Annotated in this window: 20 protein-coding genes; 9 read left to right on the forward strand and 11 right to left on the reverse strand. The window is 61.4% G+C overall.

Annotation, left to right across the window (positions count from 1 at the left end):
- Positions 1-5: 5 nt before the first annotated feature.
- On the reverse strand, positions 6-1,394 hold the full coding sequence (locus IB229_RS13650) for a carboxylate-amine ligase (RefSeq protein ID WP_225579151.1): 1,389 nt from the start codon (positions 1,392-1,394) through the stop codon (positions 6-8).
- Between the two features lie 9 nt (positions 1,395-1,403).
- Between IB229_RS13650 and IB229_RS13655 the strand changes: the two genes are divergently transcribed.
- The 4 genes from IB229_RS13655 (at position 1,404) to IB229_RS13670 (ending at position 5,280) form a co-directional block, all read left to right on the forward strand.
- On the forward strand, positions 1,404-2,777 hold the full coding sequence (locus tag IB229_RS13655; protein WP_192329816.1) for an iron-containing redox enzyme family protein: 1,374 nt from the start codon (positions 1,404-1,406) through the stop codon (positions 2,775-2,777).
- Positions 2,778-2,793: 16 nt separating this feature from the next.
- On the forward strand, positions 2,794-3,747 hold the full coding sequence (locus IB229_RS13660) for a methyltransferase (protein ID WP_192329818.1): 954 nt from the start codon (positions 2,794-2,796) through the stop codon (positions 3,745-3,747).
- Between the two features lie 136 nt (positions 3,748-3,883).
- Positions 3,884-4,900, forward strand: coding sequence for an NAD(P)-dependent oxidoreductase (locus IB229_RS13665; protein WP_192329819.1), 1,017 nt, complete (start codon positions 3,884-3,886; stop codon positions 4,898-4,900).
- Between the two features lie 155 nt (positions 4,901-5,055).
- Positions 5,056-5,280 (forward strand): PLD nuclease N-terminal domain-containing protein, encoded by a 225-nt coding sequence (locus IB229_RS13670; RefSeq protein WP_192329821.1) that lies wholly within the window; start codon positions 5,056-5,058, stop codon positions 5,278-5,280.
- A 33-nt stretch (positions 5,281-5,313) separates the two neighbouring features.
- Here the strand turns inward: IB229_RS13670 and IB229_RS13675 are convergent, their stop codons facing one another.
- The 5 genes from IB229_RS13675 to IB229_RS13695 form a co-directional block, all read right to left on the reverse strand.
- Positions 5,314-5,499 (reverse strand): hypothetical protein, encoded by a 186-nt coding sequence (locus tag IB229_RS13675; RefSeq protein ID WP_192329823.1) that lies wholly within the window; start codon positions 5,497-5,499, stop codon positions 5,314-5,316.
- Positions 5,500-5,531: 32 nt separating this feature from the next.
- Positions 5,532-6,011: a hypothetical protein gene (locus IB229_RS13680; protein WP_192329825.1), complete on the reverse strand. Its 480-nt coding sequence runs from the start codon at positions 6,009-6,011 to the stop codon at positions 5,532-5,534.
- 59 nt (positions 6,012-6,070) lie between these two features.
- Positions 6,071-6,313 (reverse strand): hypothetical protein, encoded by a 243-nt coding sequence (locus IB229_RS13685; protein ID WP_192329827.1) that lies wholly within the window; start codon positions 6,311-6,313, stop codon positions 6,071-6,073.
- Between the two features lie 71 nt (positions 6,314-6,384).
- Positions 6,385-6,630: a DUF1654 domain-containing protein gene (locus tag IB229_RS13690; RefSeq protein WP_192329829.1), complete on the reverse strand. Its 246-nt coding sequence runs from the start codon at positions 6,628-6,630 to the stop codon at positions 6,385-6,387.
- A gap of 134 nt (positions 6,631-6,764) precedes the next feature.
- Positions 6,765-7,457, reverse strand: coding sequence for an SOS response-associated peptidase (locus tag IB229_RS13695; RefSeq protein ID WP_192329831.1), 693 nt, complete (start codon positions 7,455-7,457; stop codon positions 6,765-6,767).
- Between the two features lie 252 nt (positions 7,458-7,709).
- Between IB229_RS13695 and IB229_RS13700 the strand changes: the two genes are divergently transcribed.
- Entirely contained in the window at positions 7,710-8,207 is a 498-nt protein-coding gene (locus IB229_RS13700) for a ProQ/FinO family protein (protein ID WP_192329833.1), read from the forward strand.
- A gap of 358 nt (positions 8,208-8,565) precedes the next feature.
- Here IB229_RS13700 and IB229_RS13705 read toward each other — a convergent pair whose 3' ends face one another.
- Complete coding sequence (locus tag IB229_RS13705) at positions 8,566-9,663, reverse strand: tRNA-dihydrouridine synthase (protein WP_192329835.1); 1,098 nt, start codon at positions 9,661-9,663, stop codon at positions 8,566-8,568.
- A 119-nt stretch (positions 9,664-9,782) separates the two neighbouring features.
- Between IB229_RS13705 and IB229_RS13710 the strand changes: the two genes are divergently transcribed.
- Positions 9,783-10,664 carry a LysR family transcriptional regulator gene (locus IB229_RS13710; RefSeq protein WP_192329837.1) on the forward strand — a complete coding sequence of 294 codons (882 nt, stop codon included), beginning with the start codon at positions 9,783-9,785 and terminating at the stop codon, positions 10,662-10,664.
- 15 nt (positions 10,665-10,679) lie between these two features.
- Here the strand turns inward: IB229_RS13710 and IB229_RS13715 are convergent, their stop codons facing one another.
- Complete coding sequence (locus IB229_RS13715) at positions 10,680-10,916, reverse strand: hypothetical protein (RefSeq protein ID WP_192329839.1); 237 nt, start codon at positions 10,914-10,916, stop codon at positions 10,680-10,682.
- A 122-nt stretch (positions 10,917-11,038) separates the two neighbouring features.
- Between IB229_RS13715 and IB229_RS13720 the strand changes: the two genes are divergently transcribed.
- Positions 11,039-12,124, forward strand: coding sequence for a GGDEF domain-containing protein (locus tag IB229_RS13720; protein WP_192329841.1), 1,086 nt, complete (start codon positions 11,039-11,041; stop codon positions 12,122-12,124).
- Between the two features lie 9 nt (positions 12,125-12,133).
- Here IB229_RS13720 and IB229_RS13725 read toward each other — a convergent pair whose 3' ends face one another.
- Positions 12,134-12,412 carry a peptidylprolyl isomerase gene (locus tag IB229_RS13725; protein ID WP_192329843.1) on the reverse strand — a complete coding sequence of 93 codons (279 nt, stop codon included), beginning with the start codon at positions 12,410-12,412 and terminating at the stop codon, positions 12,134-12,136.
- A 146-nt stretch (positions 12,413-12,558) separates the two neighbouring features.
- Between IB229_RS13725 and IB229_RS13730 the strand changes: the two genes are divergently transcribed.
- The gene (locus tag IB229_RS13730) at positions 12,559-13,776 is read left to right on the forward strand and encodes a PilT/PilU family type 4a pilus ATPase (protein WP_192329844.1); all 1,218 of its coding nucleotides are present in this window, start codon (positions 12,559-12,561) and stop codon (positions 13,774-13,776) included.
- Positions 13,777-13,831: 55 nt separating this feature from the next.
- Here the strand turns inward: IB229_RS13730 and IB229_RS13735 are convergent, their stop codons facing one another.
- Positions 13,832-14,728, reverse strand: coding sequence for an alpha/beta hydrolase family protein (locus IB229_RS13735; protein ID WP_192329846.1), 897 nt, complete (start codon positions 14,726-14,728; stop codon positions 13,832-13,834).
- A 586-nt stretch (positions 14,729-15,314) separates the two neighbouring features.
- Between IB229_RS13735 and IB229_RS13740 the strand changes: the two genes are divergently transcribed.
- On the forward strand, positions 15,315-16,166 hold the full coding sequence (locus IB229_RS13740) for a helix-turn-helix domain-containing protein (protein ID WP_192329848.1): 852 nt from the start codon (positions 15,315-15,317) through the stop codon (positions 16,164-16,166).
- Between the two features lie 4 nt (positions 16,167-16,170).
- On the opposite strand, the gene IB229_RS13745 is transcribed toward IB229_RS13740, so the two are convergent.
- The gene (locus IB229_RS13745) at positions 16,171-18,126 is read right to left on the reverse strand and encodes an acetoacetate--CoA ligase (RefSeq protein ID WP_192329850.1); all 1,956 of its coding nucleotides are present in this window, start codon (positions 18,124-18,126) and stop codon (positions 16,171-16,173) included.
- Between the last annotated feature and the right edge of the window lie 98 nt (positions 18,127-18,224).

Below are 18,224 nucleotides of genomic sequence, written 5' to 3' on the forward strand. Positions count from 1 at the left end.
CTGCGTCATGCGTCGCGTGCGGTTTCTTCGACCAGGCTACTCACTACGCGCACCAGCGCTTCGCTGGGGGCCGTGTGGGAGTCCAGCGCCTGATTGAAGATCGCCAGTTGCCGGTCGGCGCTGCTGCCGTTGCTCAGGATCTGTCGTGCGCGGGCAAAGATCCACGGCTCGGCCAGCGCCTCACCGAGCAGGCTTTCGGCGTGGTCCAGCCAGCTATCGAGGTTTCGCAGCGCTGCGCCTTCAACGTCGATAAATGCCGCTTGCACGCCGAAGCGCCGGGCGCGCCAGTAGTTCTCGGCGGTCAGTAGCCGCTGGGCATGGCCGTCGGCAATGTCGTCATCCTGTTGCAGGGCGTGAGCAACCAGGGCGCGAAACAACCCGACGATGCACAACACGTCCTCCACAAGTGGGCAAGCATCGGCGATGCGCAGCTCCAGCGTCGGGTAGCGCGCAGAGGGGCGGATGGCCCACCAGACATCGTTGGCTTTACGGATGGCCCCCGCGCGCACCAGCATCTGCGCGTAAGCGTTGAATGCCGGTTCATCGGCGAAGTGTTCGGGCATGCCCATGCGCGGCCACTCGCCGCACAGTGCCTGGCGATAACTCTTCAGCCCGGTGTTGCGCCCGCCCCAGAACGGCGATGAGCTGCTTAATGCCAGCAGCAGCGGCAGCCACGGTAAAACACGGTTCATCACCCGGATGCGATCGTGGCCTGCGGGAATGCCGACGTGTACGTGCAGGCCGGAGAGCAGGCTGCGCTGCGCCACCATCTGGTGATCGGCGAACAGCTGCGGGTAACTGCCTGCTTCACTCGCCCGTTGCTCGCGCCAGTCCGCGAACGGGTGCGCGCCGACGCAGATCACGTCCAGATCGAACCGCTCAGCTACCGCGATCAGCCGTTGCCGTCCCTGCAGCAGGTGCTCACGGGCGTCGTCGAGGTGATGCAGGATCGGCGTCACCAGTTCGATCTGGCTCTGGAACATTTCAGCGCATAGCAGCTCGCCGAACTCATCACGGCAGGCTGCGATGAAGCCATCGGGTGGGGCGGGCGGCATGTCTCGGGTCAGGGGATCGACGAGGAAATACTCCTCCTCGATGCCGAAACTGGGACTCTTGGATGAGCGGTTGGAGTCGTGCATGAGGCGCTCGCGTGGGCTGGTTCCTATGCAAGGGATGCCGCCATGGTGGGCGAGTTCAGGGCAAACGTTGTTGGGGGGGGTTGCCGCTGATCTTATAGGTGGAATCTTTCCCCGCGTGGCCCACTCCTTATTCCATACAGCCAGTGGCGATTGCAGTTTTCGCTCACCGGTATAAGCGGCTTTTCGCATCGGATCAACGCCTTTTGATTCGCTGTACCAGACCGTCCTTGGCAACACGTTGTACTGCCCACGCAAGGCTCGACCATGACGACATTGACCCCGATCTTTACCGCCTCTCGCTACGACGCCAGTCTCGGCCGTTCCGGCCCCGTGCGGAGGTTGTACGAGGCATTGCTGCAGACCACGCTGAGCGATAGCGCCCGCGCCGACGCCAAGAGTTATCTCGATGCCCAGCTGGAGCAGGCAGCCCAGCTCTCCTGCGACATGCCTGCCCATCCAGAAGAGTTGCTGCAATGGGTGCGCGAGGGCGCCCAGCGCACCACGCAGGCCTACGCCGACTATCTGGACGAGCGACGCCAGGGGCAACCGCGGCGTTACTTTGCCAACCGTGCGCAGGCGCTGTATTTCCTGCGTCGCGTCGCACCGACCAAGTTGGTCGATGGTGCCTGGCTGTACGGCCTGCTGCCGCATTGGCAGGAACTGCGCCTGCGTCCGTTGATTCGTACCTACCTGGAAGAGCTGGGCGACGGCGTTCCGGCCCAGAACCATGTGCTGCTGTACAAGGAGCTGCTCTCCAACCATGGCTGCGATGAACTGGCCGAGCTGGATGAAGAACACTTCATCCAGGGTGCCCAGCAATTGGCGCTCGGTCATCTGGCCGACGAGTACCTGCCTGAGGTGCTGGGCTACAACCTGGGCTACGAGCAGTTGCCGTTGCATCTGCTCATCACCAGCTACGAACTGACCGAGCTGGGCATCGACCCCTACTACTTCCAACTGCACGTAACCATCGACAACGCCAGCAGCGGCCACGCGCAGAAAGCCGTGCAGGCCGTGCTGGAGAATCTGCCACTGGTGGGTGACCGCGAGGCGTTCTATCGCCGTGTAGCCCTGGGCTATCGGCTGAATGACCTCGGCCTCGGCTCCAAGGCGGTGATCGCGTCCTTTGACCTCGAAGAAGAGTTGCTCGGCATGTTCGAGCGCAAGCGCGAAGTGGCCGGCATGGTCCATTCCGATTACTGCCGCATCGAGGGCCGCACGGTGAACCAGTGGCTGAGCGAGTCCGGACAGATGCCGGGCTTCCTCGCCGCACTCGAGGCGCGTGGCTGGATTCGTCGCAATGAAGACCCGCAGCACAGCCGCTTCTGGACACTGGTGCAGGGCGAGGGCGCAGCGATGTTCGGTGTGTTCAGCCCCTACGAACAGCAGTTGCTGCACGACTGGATTGCCGGCGACTGGACGCCTGCAAAACCCAGTGCACGCAGCCGACGGCGGCAGGTCCCGACGCTGGCCCAATGCGATGCGCTCAACGATGACGCGCAAGCGCTACACGACCAGCTGCGAGCGCTTCCGGCGGCGCAACGGCCTGCGCGGTTGATCGAGCTGATCTCGCCCGCCAGCCATTTCACCCCGGCGGGTCTGTTGGCCACACGGCTGTTCAACGCCTACCTCGACTGACTCACGCGGAGACGCCATGAGCCCGAAACATTTCTCGCCGCAGCAGCAGGCCCTGCTGCAATTGGGTTGCGCCCTGCAGGCACGCGACTATCGCTTCATCACGGGCACTCCACTGACTCACAGCCACGTCAACGCGCGACCGCAGAATGCTCTGGCTCGCGACCTCGCTGGCGTGTTTGGCTGGAGCCGAGCTTTTTCTCCCCAACTGCTCGACGCCGAGCTGATCGAACTGATGCGCGCTGCCGGGGTACTGATCGAGGAGGGCGAGCAGTGGCGCAGCGCGGTGCGTTGGTCGAGCCTCGGCGGGCAGTTGTTCGTGCATTCGCAGTACCCTACCCAGCAGGCCGACGCTGTGTTTTTTGGCCCTGACACCTACCGCTTCGTGCGAGCCATCGATGCTTTTCTCAGTGCGCCGTCGACGCCGCCGATCCAGCGTGCCGTCGATATTGGCTGCGGCGCCGGGCCAGGCGCGCTGCGCATCGCCCTGGCGCGGCCTGCTGCTCAGGTGCATGCGCTGGATATCAATCCCCGTGCGCTCGAACTCACCGAGGTCAACGCCGCCCTGGCCGGTGCGCAGAATTTGCAGGCCATGCACAGCAATTTGCTCGACGAGGCACCAGGGGCGTTTGACCTGATCGTCGCCAACCCGCCGTACATGCTCGACAGCGAGCGCCGTGCCTACCGGGATGGCGGCGGCGAGTTGGGCGCCGGGTTGTCCGTGGCCATCCTCGACGCGGCATTGTCACGCCTGGCACCGGGCGGCAGCCTGCTGCTCTACACCGGTGTGGCGATGACCGCTGCCGGTGATCCGTTTCTCGAGCATGTTCGCCATGCCGTGGCCGGGCGGGAACTGGCGTGGCGCTATGAGGAGGTCGACCCTGATGTATTTGGCGAGGAACTGCTAAAGCCTGGCTATGAACAGGTCGAACGCATCGCTGCGGTGGTGCTTACCGTAACGCGCACGCGGTGAATGAGGGGCGCGCGTTCTCCATCCTGTGATGGGCTATTTACCACCGTCCGTTCGACGTGCAGTGCGTGGCGATGCAGTTGCTCCACGCACTGCGTTCTCCGCCAGTGCGAATCTTGAAAAACAAGGAGGACGACCCATGTCACCTAATCCGGTTTTGCTAATGGGCGGTTCTGGCGCCATAGGCCAGCGCACCATTGAGGCGCTTCGCGCTGCCCACCCCGACATACCGCTGCTGATCGGTGGCCGCGATTTGGCCAAGGCCCAACGGGTTGCGGAAAACGTCGGCGGCGCGCAAGGCGTAGTGATAGATCCATCGGCCAACGATCTGGGGCTCGGTGATCGTTCGGTCAGCGCGGTCGTGGTCTTTTACATGGATCATGCGCTCGCCGGATTGCGTTTCGCCCAGGCCCGCGGCGTGCCTCACCTCAGTATTTCCTCCGGCGTTTTTGAAATCGCGCCGGAAATCGCTTTCTACATGCACAAGCCAGACAGCGCGCCGATTGTTCTCGGCTATGAGTGGCTGGTGGGCGCGACGACAGTCTCGACGCTGAGCGCTGCCAAGGCGTTCGGCCGAGTACACGACATCTGCATCAGCGCACTGGTCGATGAGCAGGATACTGGCGGCCCGACCGTCGCAGCCGATTTCGAACACCTGAACAATATGCTGCCCGCCGCGCTGACCCGGCGCGATGGCGTGTTTGTTTGGCGTGAGGGAGATGATGCAAAGGTTCGGTTCCGCGCAGTGGACGGGACGCAGATCGACGCATCCGGATTTTCGTCCATCGATGTCGTCGGCCTGGCAGCCGCCACGGGCGCGTCCAATATTCAGTTCAACATGGCCACCGCCGTGAGCTCGACGCGACGCCAGGAACTGCCGATGTCGACCGAAATCATCATCGAACTTGCTGGCGAGGGCTTGAAGGGCGAACCGCTGCGAACACGTCACGCGGTTATCCACCCGGCCGGCGCAGCTCCGCTGACCGGCCTCAGCGTGTCGATGATTCTTGAGCGGCTGCTCGGGCTGGACGGCCAGCCGGCGACCCCGCCCGGACTCTACTTTCCCTATCAGTTGTTGAGCGCCGACGCCTATCTGAAACGCCTGCTGCAAGAGGGTGGAGAGTGGCGCTGCCTGGAAGTGGAGCCTTACAACTAGCGCTAACGGTGTACCGAGCATGCGAGGCCATGTCCCAAGGCTTCGCGTTTTTTATCAACGTTGTTGAGCCGCTGACTTCCTATTTGGAAGCGGCCGAATTGCAGGGCCGATGAGCTCTGCGCCATTCCATGGCGGCGCTATTGGAGGAGAAGGTCATGCAAGACGTAAATCCACTCGTATGGATAGCCTTGTGCAGCATCTTGATCGCCCTTGATATCTGGGCAATCGTCAGCGTTTTTCGTAGTGATAAGACGGTTGGCGTGAAATCAGCCTGGGCGATCGGCATCACCGTCGTCCCGTTACTAGGGCTGGTGTATTGGGGTATCGCCGGGCCGCGCGGGTTGGGCAGCGGGCCTTCTTCGCCGGAGCACAGCAAGTAGGCAGGGAGTCATCTGACTAGACCGCGCCGGTCGTCACTGCTTGCGAAATTCATCCGAGATCTGACGGATCAGGCCTTTGGCAATGACGAAATCCTCATCGCTGAGCTGAGAGTTGCTGTAGGCCTGGATGATCTCGTTCTGGATTTCGATCAACTTGCGCGTTTTCTCGGGACTGTGGCTGGCAGTATCGGTCACGCCTGCCTGCAGGGCCATCAGCATTTGTTCGCAGCGCGTTATCACTTCAGACCGTTTCATGAGGTAGGCACTGTCACTGTGTCGACAAGGAGGGCGTGGGGCTGGAGATCCACCATCAGCGGCCAGCGGTCACGAAACCTCTGGAACTCTACTGGCGGTGTTGTTGTGATGATGTAAGCGCGTCGCTCGGCGCCCAGACCCACTACCAGGCATTCGACGACCTGACCACGCGGCACCAGAACCCACTGGGAAAGGCGCCGGCCTGGGGTGCCCGAGCTGCCTTCCTTCTGCAAGAAACGTTCGATCAAGGCGTAGCCCCGTTGCGGTTGCATCATTTCCCAGTCCCCGGCTTGCACAGTACTGATCCGAGCCCAGCCGCCTTGTGGGCCGGAGCCCTTTTCCTTCTTGCGTCGCCCCCAGCAAATCCATTCGACCTCGGCGCTATTGGCAATCAGCACGGGCAGCCTGGGGCGCACACCGATGAAAAGGGATTTGCTGATCTTGTCCCCGTTGCGCGTCTCTACACCGCTACACATGGCCATCTCCGAACGCTGGTTCAGAGTGGACCGTCGGGGTGGATATTCGTCGCAGGCATTTATGGGGTGCCCACCGCGCGGTGGGGGCGGTTGCGGCGCTGCAGAGTGACATCGATCAGCTCGATGCCGCACTCGCGCATCCACTGTTCGAGCGGCATGCCATCCAGTGGTACGGGAGGCGCTTCGTTATAGGCCGTCATGACGGTCTTGAAGGCGATTGCCTTGAGACTGGGAATGTTCTGCGAGCGCATCGTCAGTGCGTGATTGTCGCCCGCGAAGCGATAGGTGACGAGCCAATGCATGGTCAGTCTCCCCCCATAATGCCTGGCACTGTAGCGCGCTTGTCATCAGCCTACTCGTGGCGCCGGTTGGCTCAGTCGTCCTTGAGCACGGTCCAGAATACGTCGACGCTGCCATCGTCACGATGGGCGACGGTAACGTTGTCTTCTTCTGCCAGACCGTCCATCACGCGTTGCCAGTCTCCGTCACTGTCTTCAGGCAGCCTCGGCAAGCATGCGTGCTTGGCGCGTTGGGCCGTGGGGGAGTTGATGATGCGCAGCAGTCGGCTGGCAAGGGCCTCATAAGCGGAGGGTGTCGCGGGAAGGACGCGTTTTGCCATGGTGGGAAATCCAATTTACTGTATCTATATACAGTAAATTAAAGCCTGTCTTGCTGTCACCTTTCATTCGTAGGCGTAGCGAACAGCCGCGGCATCCTGCCCCCTTGGCCATGTGAAATCCATGGTGAAGTTACTTACAGCATCGGGTCGCTGATTTCTTCAATTAGCTCAGGACCTTGGTTGCTTGGGTGTGCGATCGCCTTGCCGACCGGAAACCATTCGAAGTCGGCCGCCTGTAGCACCCGATGCTCCACGATAGACAATGCGTCCTCGGGCGCTGTTGCCTCGCTGAGCCAGGTGCGGGCGAGGTCGGCCGGTAACAGCAAGGGTTTACGTGCGTGAGCGTCGACGAAGCCCTTGTCGGCTGCGCCCGTGAGCATGGCGAATCCTCGATTCGGCGGATCGATGCCGTCTGGCAGTTCGCCGATGGCGGCAACCAGCATCGGTGCGCCAGACTTGAGGCGTATGTAGTAGGGCTGCGTGATCGTTTCGATGTCTGGATGCTTCTTCCACTCGTACCAGCCATCAATCCCCACAATGGCTCGACCTGACGGCCAAATGGGCTTCCAGAACGGCGTGCTGGCGACGCTCTCCATGCGAGCATTGATGGCCTTCACGTCGGTGCGCATCGGCCCCCATCCCCATGGCACCTCAACGTCATGGAGCAACCCGTGCGTGATGTGCATGACATGCGCGTGTGCGCCGGAGGCAATGTTGTAGCGCTCCTTGGCGTGGGCTGCATGTAGCAGGACGAGCTGGTCTGCACTCAGGCCGATCTCCTGGGCGTAGCGCTGTGGGGGACGGTACTGGGTGAATCGTCCGCACATAGTTGACTCCCTTGGTGTATGTGGAAGACAGCAAGGGAGGGGGAACGATCAATCTAACTAACCGAGCGCGGGGCCGGCAGGCTACCGAGTGTCTGGTTACGTTCGCTAGGGCACTGCGTCATTACATGCCGGCGAGCGATTGGAGCGCGGCAATCACTCCACTTCATCGCGCCACTTCCTGATTAGGCTGATGTAAGAGACGGCATGAGATAACCTTGTGCCACGGATTAAATAGAAGCTGCGAACTGAAGTATGGGTTTTGAACAATTAGCTGAGTTACGTGACCGCCTGCGAGCGGAAAAAGAACAGGCCAAGACAGATCGCACGAAGCAGCGTAAACGACAGCCTTCGCAGCAAGAGAAACCTCGAGAGAAAGACCCTGCGGTGGACGCGATCTGGCGATTGCAGAAGCACTTTCCATTGGCCTTTCCGGTCAATCCGGCCCCCAAAGTTCCGCTCAAGGAGGGCATCCTCAAAGATGCCGAGCAGCATTTGGAGCTGCTTGGCGTGTCAAGCGAACAGCTTAAGCTGGGTATCGCTACCTGGTGCCGAGGAGGCCGCTACTGGGCCAGCATGACGGAGAATGCACCGCGCCTGGATTTGAGCGGCCAGGCAGTTGGCATAGTGACGGCGGCTCAGGCGTTACATGCCAAGCAGCAGGCTCAGCGGCAGCGCAGGCAAGCGCGACGCGATCAGTCAGCACCGAAGGCGCCAACCGAAGCCGGCCCTGTCGATACCGCTGCGGAGTAAATCGCTAGTTGAATCACTGAAGCTCTGCATCGAGTCGCCAAGTCCATCCAGCCGCTGGCGCTGTACGTGAGTGATTGCTGTCCAGCGCCATCAATGCTGCGTGAAGTAATGGGGAGTGATTTGAACGGTTGCTATTGGCTGACTCTGTTGAAAACTGCCTCGCCGATTTCCTTCGCCGAAAGTGCGTGACTGAGGCTGAAGTCTAAATCGTTGCGGTGGTCGAACCTGCGGTAGATTTCGCGTAGCAACGCCTGATTTAGACGTTTTTCAGGCTACGAGCAAGCGGCTCTGTCGCACATCTAGTTTTTCAACAGCATCGGCCAGAAGCGGACACGGTCGTCCGCCTCTGTCATTGCTCTCAAACCAAAGCCAACTCGCTACTCTTGATGTTGGCAATTGGCCCCAAGATCGAAGAATCAAACTCATCTAGAGCTTCATTGCCGGCTAGTCGTCGAGGCATATCGGGGTTCGCAAGCGCGGCCTTTCCGATTGCAATGATGTCGGCACCTTCCTCCATCACGGATAAAGCATGTTCTGGCGTATGCAAGCCGCCATTTGCAATCAACGCCACCTGTGGTGCGTAGCGACGTGAGAGGGACACAAGGCTGGTGTTGCCGGCGGGGAATGCTGGCTTCCAAGCTTCGAATTCCGTGACGTGAATGAAGTCGACGCCAGCGTCGCTGAGTGAGCCGAAGATCACCTCCGCAGCTTGCTCTCCCTCGGCCCACTTGTGCTCGTAGTCATTGACCTTGCTCTGCGAGATTCGTACGCCCACAGGCACCGCACCTATCGCCTTCCTTACCGCTTTGACGACTTCCAGGGTCAGGTACATTCGAGCCTGTACGGAGCCACCCCAACGGTCTTCGCGCCGATTTGTGTATTCCGTGAGGAACTGATCAAGCAGGTAGCCGTTCGCGCCGTGGATTTCGATGCCATCAAATTTTGCGGATCTAATTGACCGAATTGCGGCCTGGGAAAATCCCTCGATGGCGTCGGCAATATCTTCTTCGGTCATCGCTCGGGGCAGGGGGTACTGACCCGATCCGTAGTAAAACTTCATCTGTTCTCCCTTGGGGCGCAGCGCTGAGGGAGCTGCCGGAAAGTCGACGAAGCGGTTGCCTTGGCTAAGGGCTCCTGCGTGCATGAGTTGGGCAAAGACTGCGCCCTGATGAGCGTGGATAGTGTTCGTAACCATTTGCCAAGCCTGGGCCTGCTGTTCATCGGTGATGCCAGGTTGGAAGGGGTAACCCTGCGAGTGCTTTTGGTCGGTATAGATGCCTTCAGTGATGACTAGGCCAAAGCCTCCTTGGGAAAAGCGCTCGTAGTACCGCGCCATCTCCTGAGTGGCGTGCCCCGTTTCGGTGGCGCTAACGCGTGTCATTGGAGCTACCGCCAGTCGGTTCCTCAGTGAGCGGCCAGCAATATCGTATGGGGTTAGAATTTGTGGATTGAGCATTATCGGTGTCCTCTCTGTGCTTTCTGCCGTGCAAGGCAATGCGCAAAGGCTAGACATCAATGGTGGCGAAGAGAATCAGGCAAAATGGATAAAGCGCTTTAACCAAAAGAGATATAAAGATGCAGATTTCGGACGTCGAGGTGTTCGCAGCCATTGCTGAAAGCGGCAGCCTCTCCGGGGCTGCTCGGCGACTAGGACTGTCACCCATGACAGTGTCACGTCGGCTCGCTTCTCTTGAGCATGAGCTGGACGTTCGATTGGTGCATCGCACCACGCGTGCGGTTTCGCTCACGCCCGAAGGGGAGGTTTTCCTCCCATTTTCCAAAACGCTTCTTGGAGCGAGCGAGGCAGCAAAAGTCACCTTGAAGGCGAACGCTGGAGCGGCCAGCGGTGTATTGAAGGTGACGGCTCCAACAGTGTTCGGTCAGGCCGTCATCATGCCGCTCATCCCACAGTTGCTGGCCGATCATCCTGCTCTGCAAGTTGACCTCCACCTTTCGGACAGCATCGTAGACATCGTCAGCCTGGGCATCGACGTGGCGATCCGTATTGCGACCCTGCGCGACTCCGCTTTGGTTGCTCGCTCACTAGCCTCCAATCCCCGAGTGCTGTGCGCAAGCCCCACATACCTGGCGCAGCATGGCGTGCCTGCTACTCTCGATGACCTTCGTCGTCATCGCTGCATCGCGCTTCACGGTATGCCGCATTGGCCCTTCGTGCGGGAGGGGGAAGCAGTTGGCTTCAAAGGTGAAAGTGTATTTTCTGCGAATAGTGTCGAAGCAGTGCGAACAGCGAGCAAACAAGGGTTGGGGCTAGCAATGCTCACCTACTGGGATGTACGTGACGATTTGGAGGAGAACAGCTTGCGACTGGTGGAGCTCGGGGACGCAACACCCGAACAACTCTTCATCACCGCTGTGCTTCCAACCCGCCAGCAAGTACCTCATCGCGTTCGGGTCTTTCTCGACCGGCTAGAGGCATCTCTGAGCAATCAGAAGTGACCGCTAATGGCCGTTTTAAGCCTGTTGCATCAGGCAAGGACCGGCCAGAGGCGGACGTTCGCTTGTGCTCGATTTTGAGATTCGGAGGCGTCTACGAAAATTAGAACGACTCAGTGCGTAGTCGAGCTGGAAGGGATGGCCGTGCTCGTCGCAGGCGCGCAACTGGCTTTCGGCCTGCAGCGGCGCCAGGTCGAGATGCTCCCAGGAGGGATGCCGCGCGTCCCACAGGCCACGCCAGATCAGCGTTTTCATCGGTCACTCCTTGGGTGCCAGCCGAGGCCACCGGGTGGTATTGTGCGCGCCTAACAGCGTGGCGCGCGACTATGTGCCACACCCCTGCACATGCGTTGCTGGATGCGGCGCTAGGAAAGCACATGAAACGCGAAGCCCCCGAGCTGTTTCGCCCAGGAATGCCCATGGACAAGAGCGCCCTCGAGGAAGCGGGGCAGCGCACGCTCATGCGCGTCATTCTGGCCTCCACCGGCGTGACGTTGTGCGGGTTCAGCGTCCTGCAGATGCTGGCCGGCAACCATCTGCTGGCAACCTTCGAAATCCTGGTCGGGTTGGTCATGCTGTGGGGCGCCTGGCGCATCGTGCGGGTACGCAACCTGACGCCGTGGATCTACCTGTACCTGATCCCGACCTACTGCTTTCTCGTCTACATCATGATCATGCCCAAGGCCTCGCCAACGGCCTTTGTCTGGGTCTACATGATCCCGCTGCTGTCCTACCTGCTGCTCGGGCGCAACCGCGGCTTCGGCCTGTCACTACCGTTCGGCCTGATCGCCATCGTCCTCTACATGGACCGTTATCCCAGCGCGCTGACCCCGGAAGGGCTGATCGACCTGGGCAATGCCGTGCTCTGCGGCCTGATGATCATGTTCTTCGTCCACCTCTACGAAACCCGCCGCGCCGCTGCGTTCATGTACCAGACCTACCTGGCACAGACTGACGCGCTCACCGGTGCCGCCAGCCGGCGCAGCTTCCAGCAGGCGCTGGAGCGCAGCATCCAGGAGGCGACGCGCAGCAACAGCCATCTGGTACTGGTGATCCTCGACATCGATCACTTCAAGGAGGTGAACGACCGTTGGGGTCACGAGGCGGGCGATCGCGCGTTGCAGCACATCTGCGACTGCCTGCAGCGGCGCCTGCGCGTCACCGACTACCTCGGGCGCCTGGGTGGCGAAGAGTTCGGCCTGCTGCTGCGTGATACCGACCGGATCGGTGCCGATCCGATGGTCGAGGAATTGCGGCACCAGATCGCCAGCAACGCGCTGCACTATGACGACCAGGTCATTCCGCTCTCGGCAACCTTCGGCCTGGCCGAGTGGCCGGTGGACGGCGCCAGTGCCGACGAGCTTTACCGCTGCGCCGACCGGCGCCTGTACTGGGGCAAGGAGCGCGGGCGCAACCAGCTGGTGAGCTTCGACGCGGTGGTTGGCACTCAGCCCTGGTCGTAACGGCACGCCTCAGTCGCGGTAGAACACCTGCACCAGGTGATAGCCGAACTGGCTCTTGATCGGGCCGTGCACGGTGCGCAGCTCCTTCTTGAAAATGACCTGGTCGATGGCACGCACCATCTGCCCGGGACGGACCTCACCCAGATCGCCACCTTTCTTGCCCGACGGGCAGGTCGAGTGCTTGCGTGCCAGCACATCTAAGGCCTCGCCGGCGGCGATGCGCTTCTTCAGCGCAGCAGCTTCCGCTTCGGTCTTGACCAGAATGTGGCGGGCCATTGCTTTTGCCATGACGGCCTCCTCAAATTTTCGGGGGCGCTATTGTGCCAGCAATTGATGCGCCATCAGAATGACGCCAATTTACAGACTTTTTGCGGCCGGACGTGCGCGTCATCCTGGCCTACCTTATTAACTCCCTTGTGATGGAAGCGTTGCTCATGGACCTCTCCGCCATGCTGAAAATCCTGGCCAGCCAGGATGGCTCCGACCTGTATCTCTCCACCGGGGCACCGCCCTGCGCCAAGTTCAACGGCGTCCTCAAGCCGCTCAGCGCCGAACCATTGAAACCGGGTGACGTGGCCGCCATCGCCGCCAGCGTGATGGATGCCGAGCAACGTGCCGACTTCGAGCGCGAACTGGAGATGAACCTGGCGATCTCGCTGCCCAACATCGGCCGTTTCCGCATCAACATCTTCAAGCAGCGCAACGAGGTGTCCATCGTTGCGCGCAACATCAAGATGGAAATCCCCAAGTTCGAGGACCTCAAGCTGCCCGAGGTGCTGCTCAAGACCGTGATGGAGAAGCGCGGCCTGGTGCTGTTCGTCGGCGGTACCGGCTCGGGCAAGTCGACCTCGCTGGCGGCGCTTATCGACTACCGCAACCGCAACAGCGGCGGGCACATCATCACCATCGAGGATCCGGTGGAGTACGTGCACCGGCACAAGAAGTCGATCATCAACCAGCGCGAAGTCGGCGTGGACACTCGTAGCTTCCACGCCGCGTTGAAGAACACCCTGCGCCAGGCGCCGGACGTGATCCTGATCGGCGAGATCCGCGACCGCGAGACCATGGAGCACGCTCTGGCCTTCGCCGATACCGGCCACTTGGCGATTTCTACCCTGCACGCCAACAACGCCAATCAGGCGCTGGACCGCATCATCAACTTCTTCCCGGAAGAGCGTCGTCCGCAGCTGCTCAACGACCTGGGCAACAACCTCAAGGCGTTCGTGTCCCAACGCCTGGTCAAGACCGTCGACGGCAAGCGCCGCGCCGCGGTGGAGGTGCTGCTGGGCACGCCGACCATCCGTGACCTGATCAAGCGCAACGAGTTTTCCGAGATCAAGGAGATCATGGAGAAGTCGAAGAACCTCGGCATGCAGACCTTCGATCAGGCGTTGATCGACCTGGTCAACGATGGCTCCATCGACGAAGAGGAAGCGGTGAAGAACGCCGACTCGGCGAACAACGTGCGTCTCAAGCTCAAGCTCTACCGCGATACGCCGAGCACGCCGCAACCGACGGCGGCCGCAGCGCCGAGCCCGGCGCCTGTCGCCGCTGCAGCGCCTGAACCGGCCAGCTGGAGCATGGAGCTGAAACTGGAGGAGATCGAAACCGAAGCGCCGCCACCGGAAGACCCGGGGCGCCACGGCATCTGAGTACGTTAGAACGAAGAGGGCGAATCGGTGGATTCGCCCTCTGTGCATTCAGGCCTCAGTAGTTGCAGTTCTGCCGGTATTCGGAGATGGCCAGGTCGGCCTGATGGTTCGGGCCGCAGAGGAACTGGCTGTAGCGCTTGTCGAAGTCGATGAAGCGCTTCATCCAGGAAATCCCGTACATGCCTAGCAGGTCCTGGTTGGGGTAGCCGGAGTTGGCGCAGAAGTGCGAGCCGCCGTAGATCTCCAGAAACGCCTTGGGCGTGGTGTTGGGGATCTTGTTGTAGAACGGCGATGCATGCGCGGCTACGGGGGCTACGGCGTCCACGCCGCAGGCGAGGATCAGTGTCGGCGTCTTGATCGTGTTGAAGCTGTTGCTCCCGGCGTAGTACGGCGCCTGTGGGATGATGGCGTTGAGCGAGCGCTGCGTGGACAGCTTCAGCGAACCCCCACCGCCCATCGACCAGCCGATAGCGCCCAGGCGGGTGCTGTCGACCTTGCCGGCAATCGGGCTGGAGCTGGAGTTGCTCTGGGCGATCACATAGTCGAGCGCCTTGCTCAGCTGGGTGGCGCGGCTGTCAGGCTGATCATAGATGGTGTTGGTGTTCATGGTGATGACCACGAAACCGTGGGACGCCAGGCGCGGGCCCCACCACTCGATGCTGCTCTCATAGGACAGATAGCCGGGAATCACCGCAATCGCGCCCATCTTCCCGGTGGTGTTGGTCGGGTAATACACGGTGCTGTCGCCAAAGCCCTTGAGGTAGCCGGACACGGAGAACTTGGCGGTGCTGAACGGCCCGGAGTTGCTCTTCAACGCAGCAACGGTGGGGTTTGGCCCGCGGGTGCAGTTGGTGCAGGGGCTGGAAGGGCCCGTGGCAGAAAACGCATACGCGCTAAGCAGCAAGGTGGCGCAGAACAATGCGGCCTTTGCCAGTAAAGCCTTGTGGGTCATGTCACTTACCTCGTTGTTATTTTTATCGCGAGAATGATGGTGGGGTCAGTCCGGCTATAACGTGCGACGGGCTGGCGAGTGAAAATAACAACGAGGGGAAAGGTGCAACAATCTGCAATCACTCTCAGTTCATACAACAACGCACAGAGCGTGCGCGGCTTGTCAGCATGTCGCGATAGCCAATAAAACGAGGGTGACACCACATGCCCATGGGCAGTTACCAAACGCCTCAGCAGCAACAGGCGCAAGGCCTGGAAGCCGTAGCGCGCAGAACACAGCCGTTGCGGCCCCGAAAGTATGAGTTGAACCCGAACGCTGTACTTATCTGCTTGTTTGTTATCGCCTAATAAAATTCGCGCAGTAACGGCGTTGTTTTCCTGTTACTGAGGGAGTGCTTCATTGGTATGAGTAGTGAAGTTAATCCTCCAGTTTGCGCTGCTCATACTTAGTTCTGTTTTTACAGGCCGGTTTCGCAGGCATGCCAATCCGGCTGTATTGTCTGGATTAATCACGTGAACACGCAGGTGCGACGGACTCGGCGTGTTATCGAGTCATAAGACTGCGCCAATCAAACAATAATAATTATATGAAGACAGTTATCGCCGAAGACGACGGTCTTCCGGCCCTGGTCTACGTCTCCAACAAGCGCTACCTGTACCTGGGGCGTACGCAGTTGCGCATCCGCGATCTGCACTCGGCTGCCGCCTCATTGCTGGTTTGCCTCGACGGCACGGTGAAGTTCCGCGCGAGCAGTGCGCAGCTGTGGAACAGCGCGAAGAGCCTGCTGATTCCGGCTGGCAGCAGGATCAGCATCGACAACCAGGGCGCGGTATTGGCCGCCTGCTACCTGGATGCGGCAAAAGCCGATTTCCTGCTGTTGAAGAGGAAGATGGAGTCGGTCAGCGACGGGGTCTATTTCAACCTGCCGGGCGAACGTCAGCTGGCGGACAGCCTTATTCGCCTGCGTGATGACGCACCTGGCTTTGCCGAAGCCCAGCAGCGCATGGAGAGTCTCCTTCAGCAGTGCGCCGGCAGCGCGATGGCCAGCGGCGATAGCCGGGTTGCCCATGTCGTCGACCGGCTGCGCCATACCGCCTCGCTGAACATTTCGGTCAAGCAGCTGGCGGCAGAGGTGGGCTTGTCCGAATCCGGGCTGATCCGCCTGTTCAGCCTGCATGTCGGTGCGCCGCTGCGTCGGCATCGCCTGTGGTACCGGCTGATCGACTTCGTCGAGCTGACGCTGGCGGGTGTTCCGGTTGCCGCGGCGATCAAGGCATCCGGCTTCACCGACGCCGCGCATCTGTCGCGCTGCTACAGCGCCTTCTTCGGCGTCCATTTCTCCTACGCCTTCTCCCGGCGAACCAACGCCCGCTACGTGGTCGACGCGTGCCCCGCAGGAAGCGCGCGTGACACGGCGCCGATCAGCCGTCAGCAGTAAGCGTTCAGTCCTGCAGCGCTGCCAGGTCGCGATACAGCTCCAGCGCCTGCGGGTTGGCCAGGGCGTCGGTGTTCTTCACCGGCTTGCCGTGCACCACGTTGCGCACTGCCAGTTCGACGATCTTGCCGCTGATGGTGCGCGGAATGTCGGCGACGGCGATGACCTTCGCCGGCACGTGACGCGGCGTGGTATTGGCACGGATAACCTGGCGGATGCGGGCTTGCAGCGCCTCGTCGAGCAGCACGCCGTCGCGCAGGCGCACGAACAGCACCACGCGCACATCGCCGTCCCATTCCTGGCCGATGGCGATGGACTCCAGCACTTCCTCGACCTTTTCCACCTGGCGGTAGATCTCGGCGGTACCGATGCGCACGCCGCCGGGGTTGAGCACCGCATCCGAGCGGCCGTGGATGATCAGGCCGCCGTGTTCGGTTTCCTCGGCGTAGTCGCCGTGGGCCCAGATGCCGGGGAAGGTGTCGAAGTAGGCACTGTGGAACTTCTCGCCATCGGCGTCGTTCCAGAAGCCGACCGGCATCGAGGTGAAATGCTGTGCGCAAACCAGCTCGCCTTTCTCGCCGACCACCGCCTTGCCGGTGTCGTCCCACACCTGCACGTCCATGCCCAGGCCCTTGCACTGCAGCTCGCCGCGACGCACCGGCAGCACCGGGTTGCCCAGGGCAAAACAGGACACGATGTCGGTGCCGCCGGAAATCGACGACAGGCAGACATCGTTTTTGATGTCGCGGTAGACGTAGTCGAAGCTCTCGTGCGCCAGCGGCGAGCCGGTCGAGAGAATGGCCTTCAGGCGGTCCAGCTTGTGCGTCTCGCGCGGGTTGGCGCCGGCCTTTTCCAGGGCGGCGATGAACTTGGCGCTGGTGCCGAAGATGCTGATGTTCTCGGCATCGATCAGGTCGATCAGGCGCTCGGCCCCCGGATGGAACGGCGAGCCGTCGAACAGCACCAGGGTGGCGCCCAGGGCCAGGCCCGAGACCAGCCAGTTCCACATCATCCAGCCGCAGGTGGTGTAGTAGAACAGCGTGTCGTCGGCGTGCAGGTCGCTGTTCAGGCCGAGTTCCTTGACGTGCTGTAGCAGCGTACCGCCGACACCGTGGACGATGCACTTGGGCACACCGGTGGTGCCGCTGGAGTAGAGGATGTACAGCGGGTGCGCGAAGGGTACGGCGGTGAACTGCGGTTCGCCGCCCGGCTGATAGAAGTCCTGCCAGAGCGTGGTTCGAGCAACCGACGTGTAATCAGTCGGTTGCGCCTCGGTGCGCGAATAGGGCACCACCACCAGCTGCTTCAAGGTCGGCAGATGGCCGAGGATCTCGTTGAGCTTGGCGGTCAGGTCGAGGTTCTTGCCGGCGTAGCGGTAGCCAGCACAGGCGATCAGCACGGTCGGCTCGATCTGGCCGAATCGGTCGATCACGCCCTGGGTGCCGAAGTCCGGCGAGCAGCTCGACCAGGTGGCGCCGAGGCTGGCGGTGGCGAGCATGCCGACCAGGGTCTGCCAGGTGTTGGGCATGAAGGCGGCCACTCGGTCGCCGACACCCACGCCCGCGTCCCGCAGGCTGCGTTGCAGGCCGGCGACATGGGCGGCCAGTTCGGCGTAGCTGAGCTGCTCACGCGAGCCGTCCTCGGCGATGGCGACCAGGGCAGGGTGGTCGTCACGACGACGCAGCAGGTGTTCGGCGAAGTTCAGCGTGGCACCGGGAAACCACTGCGCGCTGGGCATGGCCGCGCCTTCGCGCAGTACCGCTTCGGGCTGGGCGCTGAAGCGGATCTCGAAGAAGTCGACGATGGCCTGCCAGAAGGCTTCGCGGCGGGCCACGCTCCAGGCGTGCAGCGCCGGGTAGTCGGCCAGTTGCAGGGCATGGCGCTGGTTGACGTAACGGCGGAAGGCATCCATCCGCGTGGCGGCGATTCGGTCGGCAGAGGGTGTCCAGAGGGCTTGCGACATAACGGATTCCGGTTGTCCTGATTCGTGTGCGTTGGCTGGATGTCGTTCTTCACACCCACCGGCGGTTGTTTGGGCGGCCATCAGCCGATGGGTTCGTG

It is taken from the genome of Pseudomonas sp. PDM14 (genome assembly GCF_014851905.1).
GTDB lineage: Bacteria > Pseudomonadota > Gammaproteobacteria > Pseudomonadales > Pseudomonadaceae > Aquipseudomonas.

Bases quoted from the DNA above. Each gene is read 5' to 3' on its own strand.
- IB229_RS13655 (WP_192329816.1), top strand. From the start codon at position 1,404: ATGACGACATTGACCCCGATCTTTACCGCCTCTCGCTACGACGCCAGT.
- IB229_RS13660 (WP_192329818.1), top strand. From the start codon at position 2,794: ATGAGCCCGAAACATTTCTCGCCGCAGCAGCAGGCCCTGCTGCAATTG.
- IB229_RS13665 (WP_192329819.1), top strand. From the start codon at position 3,884: ATGTCACCTAATCCGGTTTTGCTAATGGGCGGTTCTGGCGCCATAGGC.
- IB229_RS13670 (WP_192329821.1), top strand. From the start codon at position 5,056: ATGCAAGACGTAAATCCACTCGTATGGATAGCCTTGTGCAGCATCTTG.
- IB229_RS13675 (WP_192329823.1), bottom strand. From the start codon at position 5,499: ATGCTGATGGCCCTGCAGGCAGGCGTGACCGATACTGCCAGCCACAGT.
- IB229_RS13680 (WP_192329825.1), bottom strand. From the start codon at position 6,011: ATGTGTAGCGGTGTAGAGACGCGCAACGGGGACAAGATCAGCAAATCC.
- IB229_RS13685 (WP_192329827.1), bottom strand. From the start codon at position 6,313: ATGCATTGGCTCGTCACCTATCGCTTCGCGGGCGACAATCACGCACTG.
- IB229_RS13690 (WP_192329829.1), bottom strand. From the start codon at position 6,630: ATGGCAAAACGCGTCCTTCCCGCGACACCCTCCGCTTATGAGGCCCTT.
- IB229_RS13695 (WP_192329831.1), bottom strand. From the start codon at position 7,457: ATGTGCGGACGATTCACCCAGTACCGTCCCCCACAGCGCTACGCCCAG.
- IB229_RS13700 (WP_192329833.1), top strand. From the start codon at position 7,710: ATGGGTTTTGAACAATTAGCTGAGTTACGTGACCGCCTGCGAGCGGAA.
- IB229_RS13705 (WP_192329835.1), bottom strand. From the start codon at position 9,663: ATGCTCAATCCACAAATTCTAACCCCATACGATATTGCTGGCCGCTCA.
- IB229_RS13710 (WP_192329837.1), top strand. From the start codon at position 9,783: ATGCAGATTTCGGACGTCGAGGTGTTCGCAGCCATTGCTGAAAGCGGC.
- IB229_RS13715 (WP_192329839.1), bottom strand. From the start codon at position 10,916: ATGAAAACGCTGATCTGGCGTGGCCTGTGGGACGCGCGGCATCCCTCC.
- IB229_RS13720 (WP_192329841.1), top strand. From the start codon at position 11,039: ATGAAACGCGAAGCCCCCGAGCTGTTTCGCCCAGGAATGCCCATGGAC.
- IB229_RS13725 (WP_192329843.1), bottom strand. From the start codon at position 12,412: ATGGCAAAAGCAATGGCCCGCCACATTCTGGTCAAGACCGAAGCGGAA.
- IB229_RS13730 (WP_192329844.1), top strand. From the start codon at position 12,559: ATGGACCTCTCCGCCATGCTGAAAATCCTGGCCAGCCAGGATGGCTCC.
- IB229_RS13735 (WP_192329846.1), bottom strand. From the start codon at position 14,728: ATGACCCACAAGGCTTTACTGGCAAAGGCCGCATTGTTCTGCGCCACC.
- IB229_RS13740 (WP_192329848.1), top strand. From the start codon at position 15,315: ATGAAGACAGTTATCGCCGAAGACGACGGTCTTCCGGCCCTGGTCTAC.
- IB229_RS13745 (WP_192329850.1), bottom strand. From the start codon at position 18,126: ATGTCGCAAGCCCTCTGGACACCCTCTGCCGACCGAATCGCCGCCACG.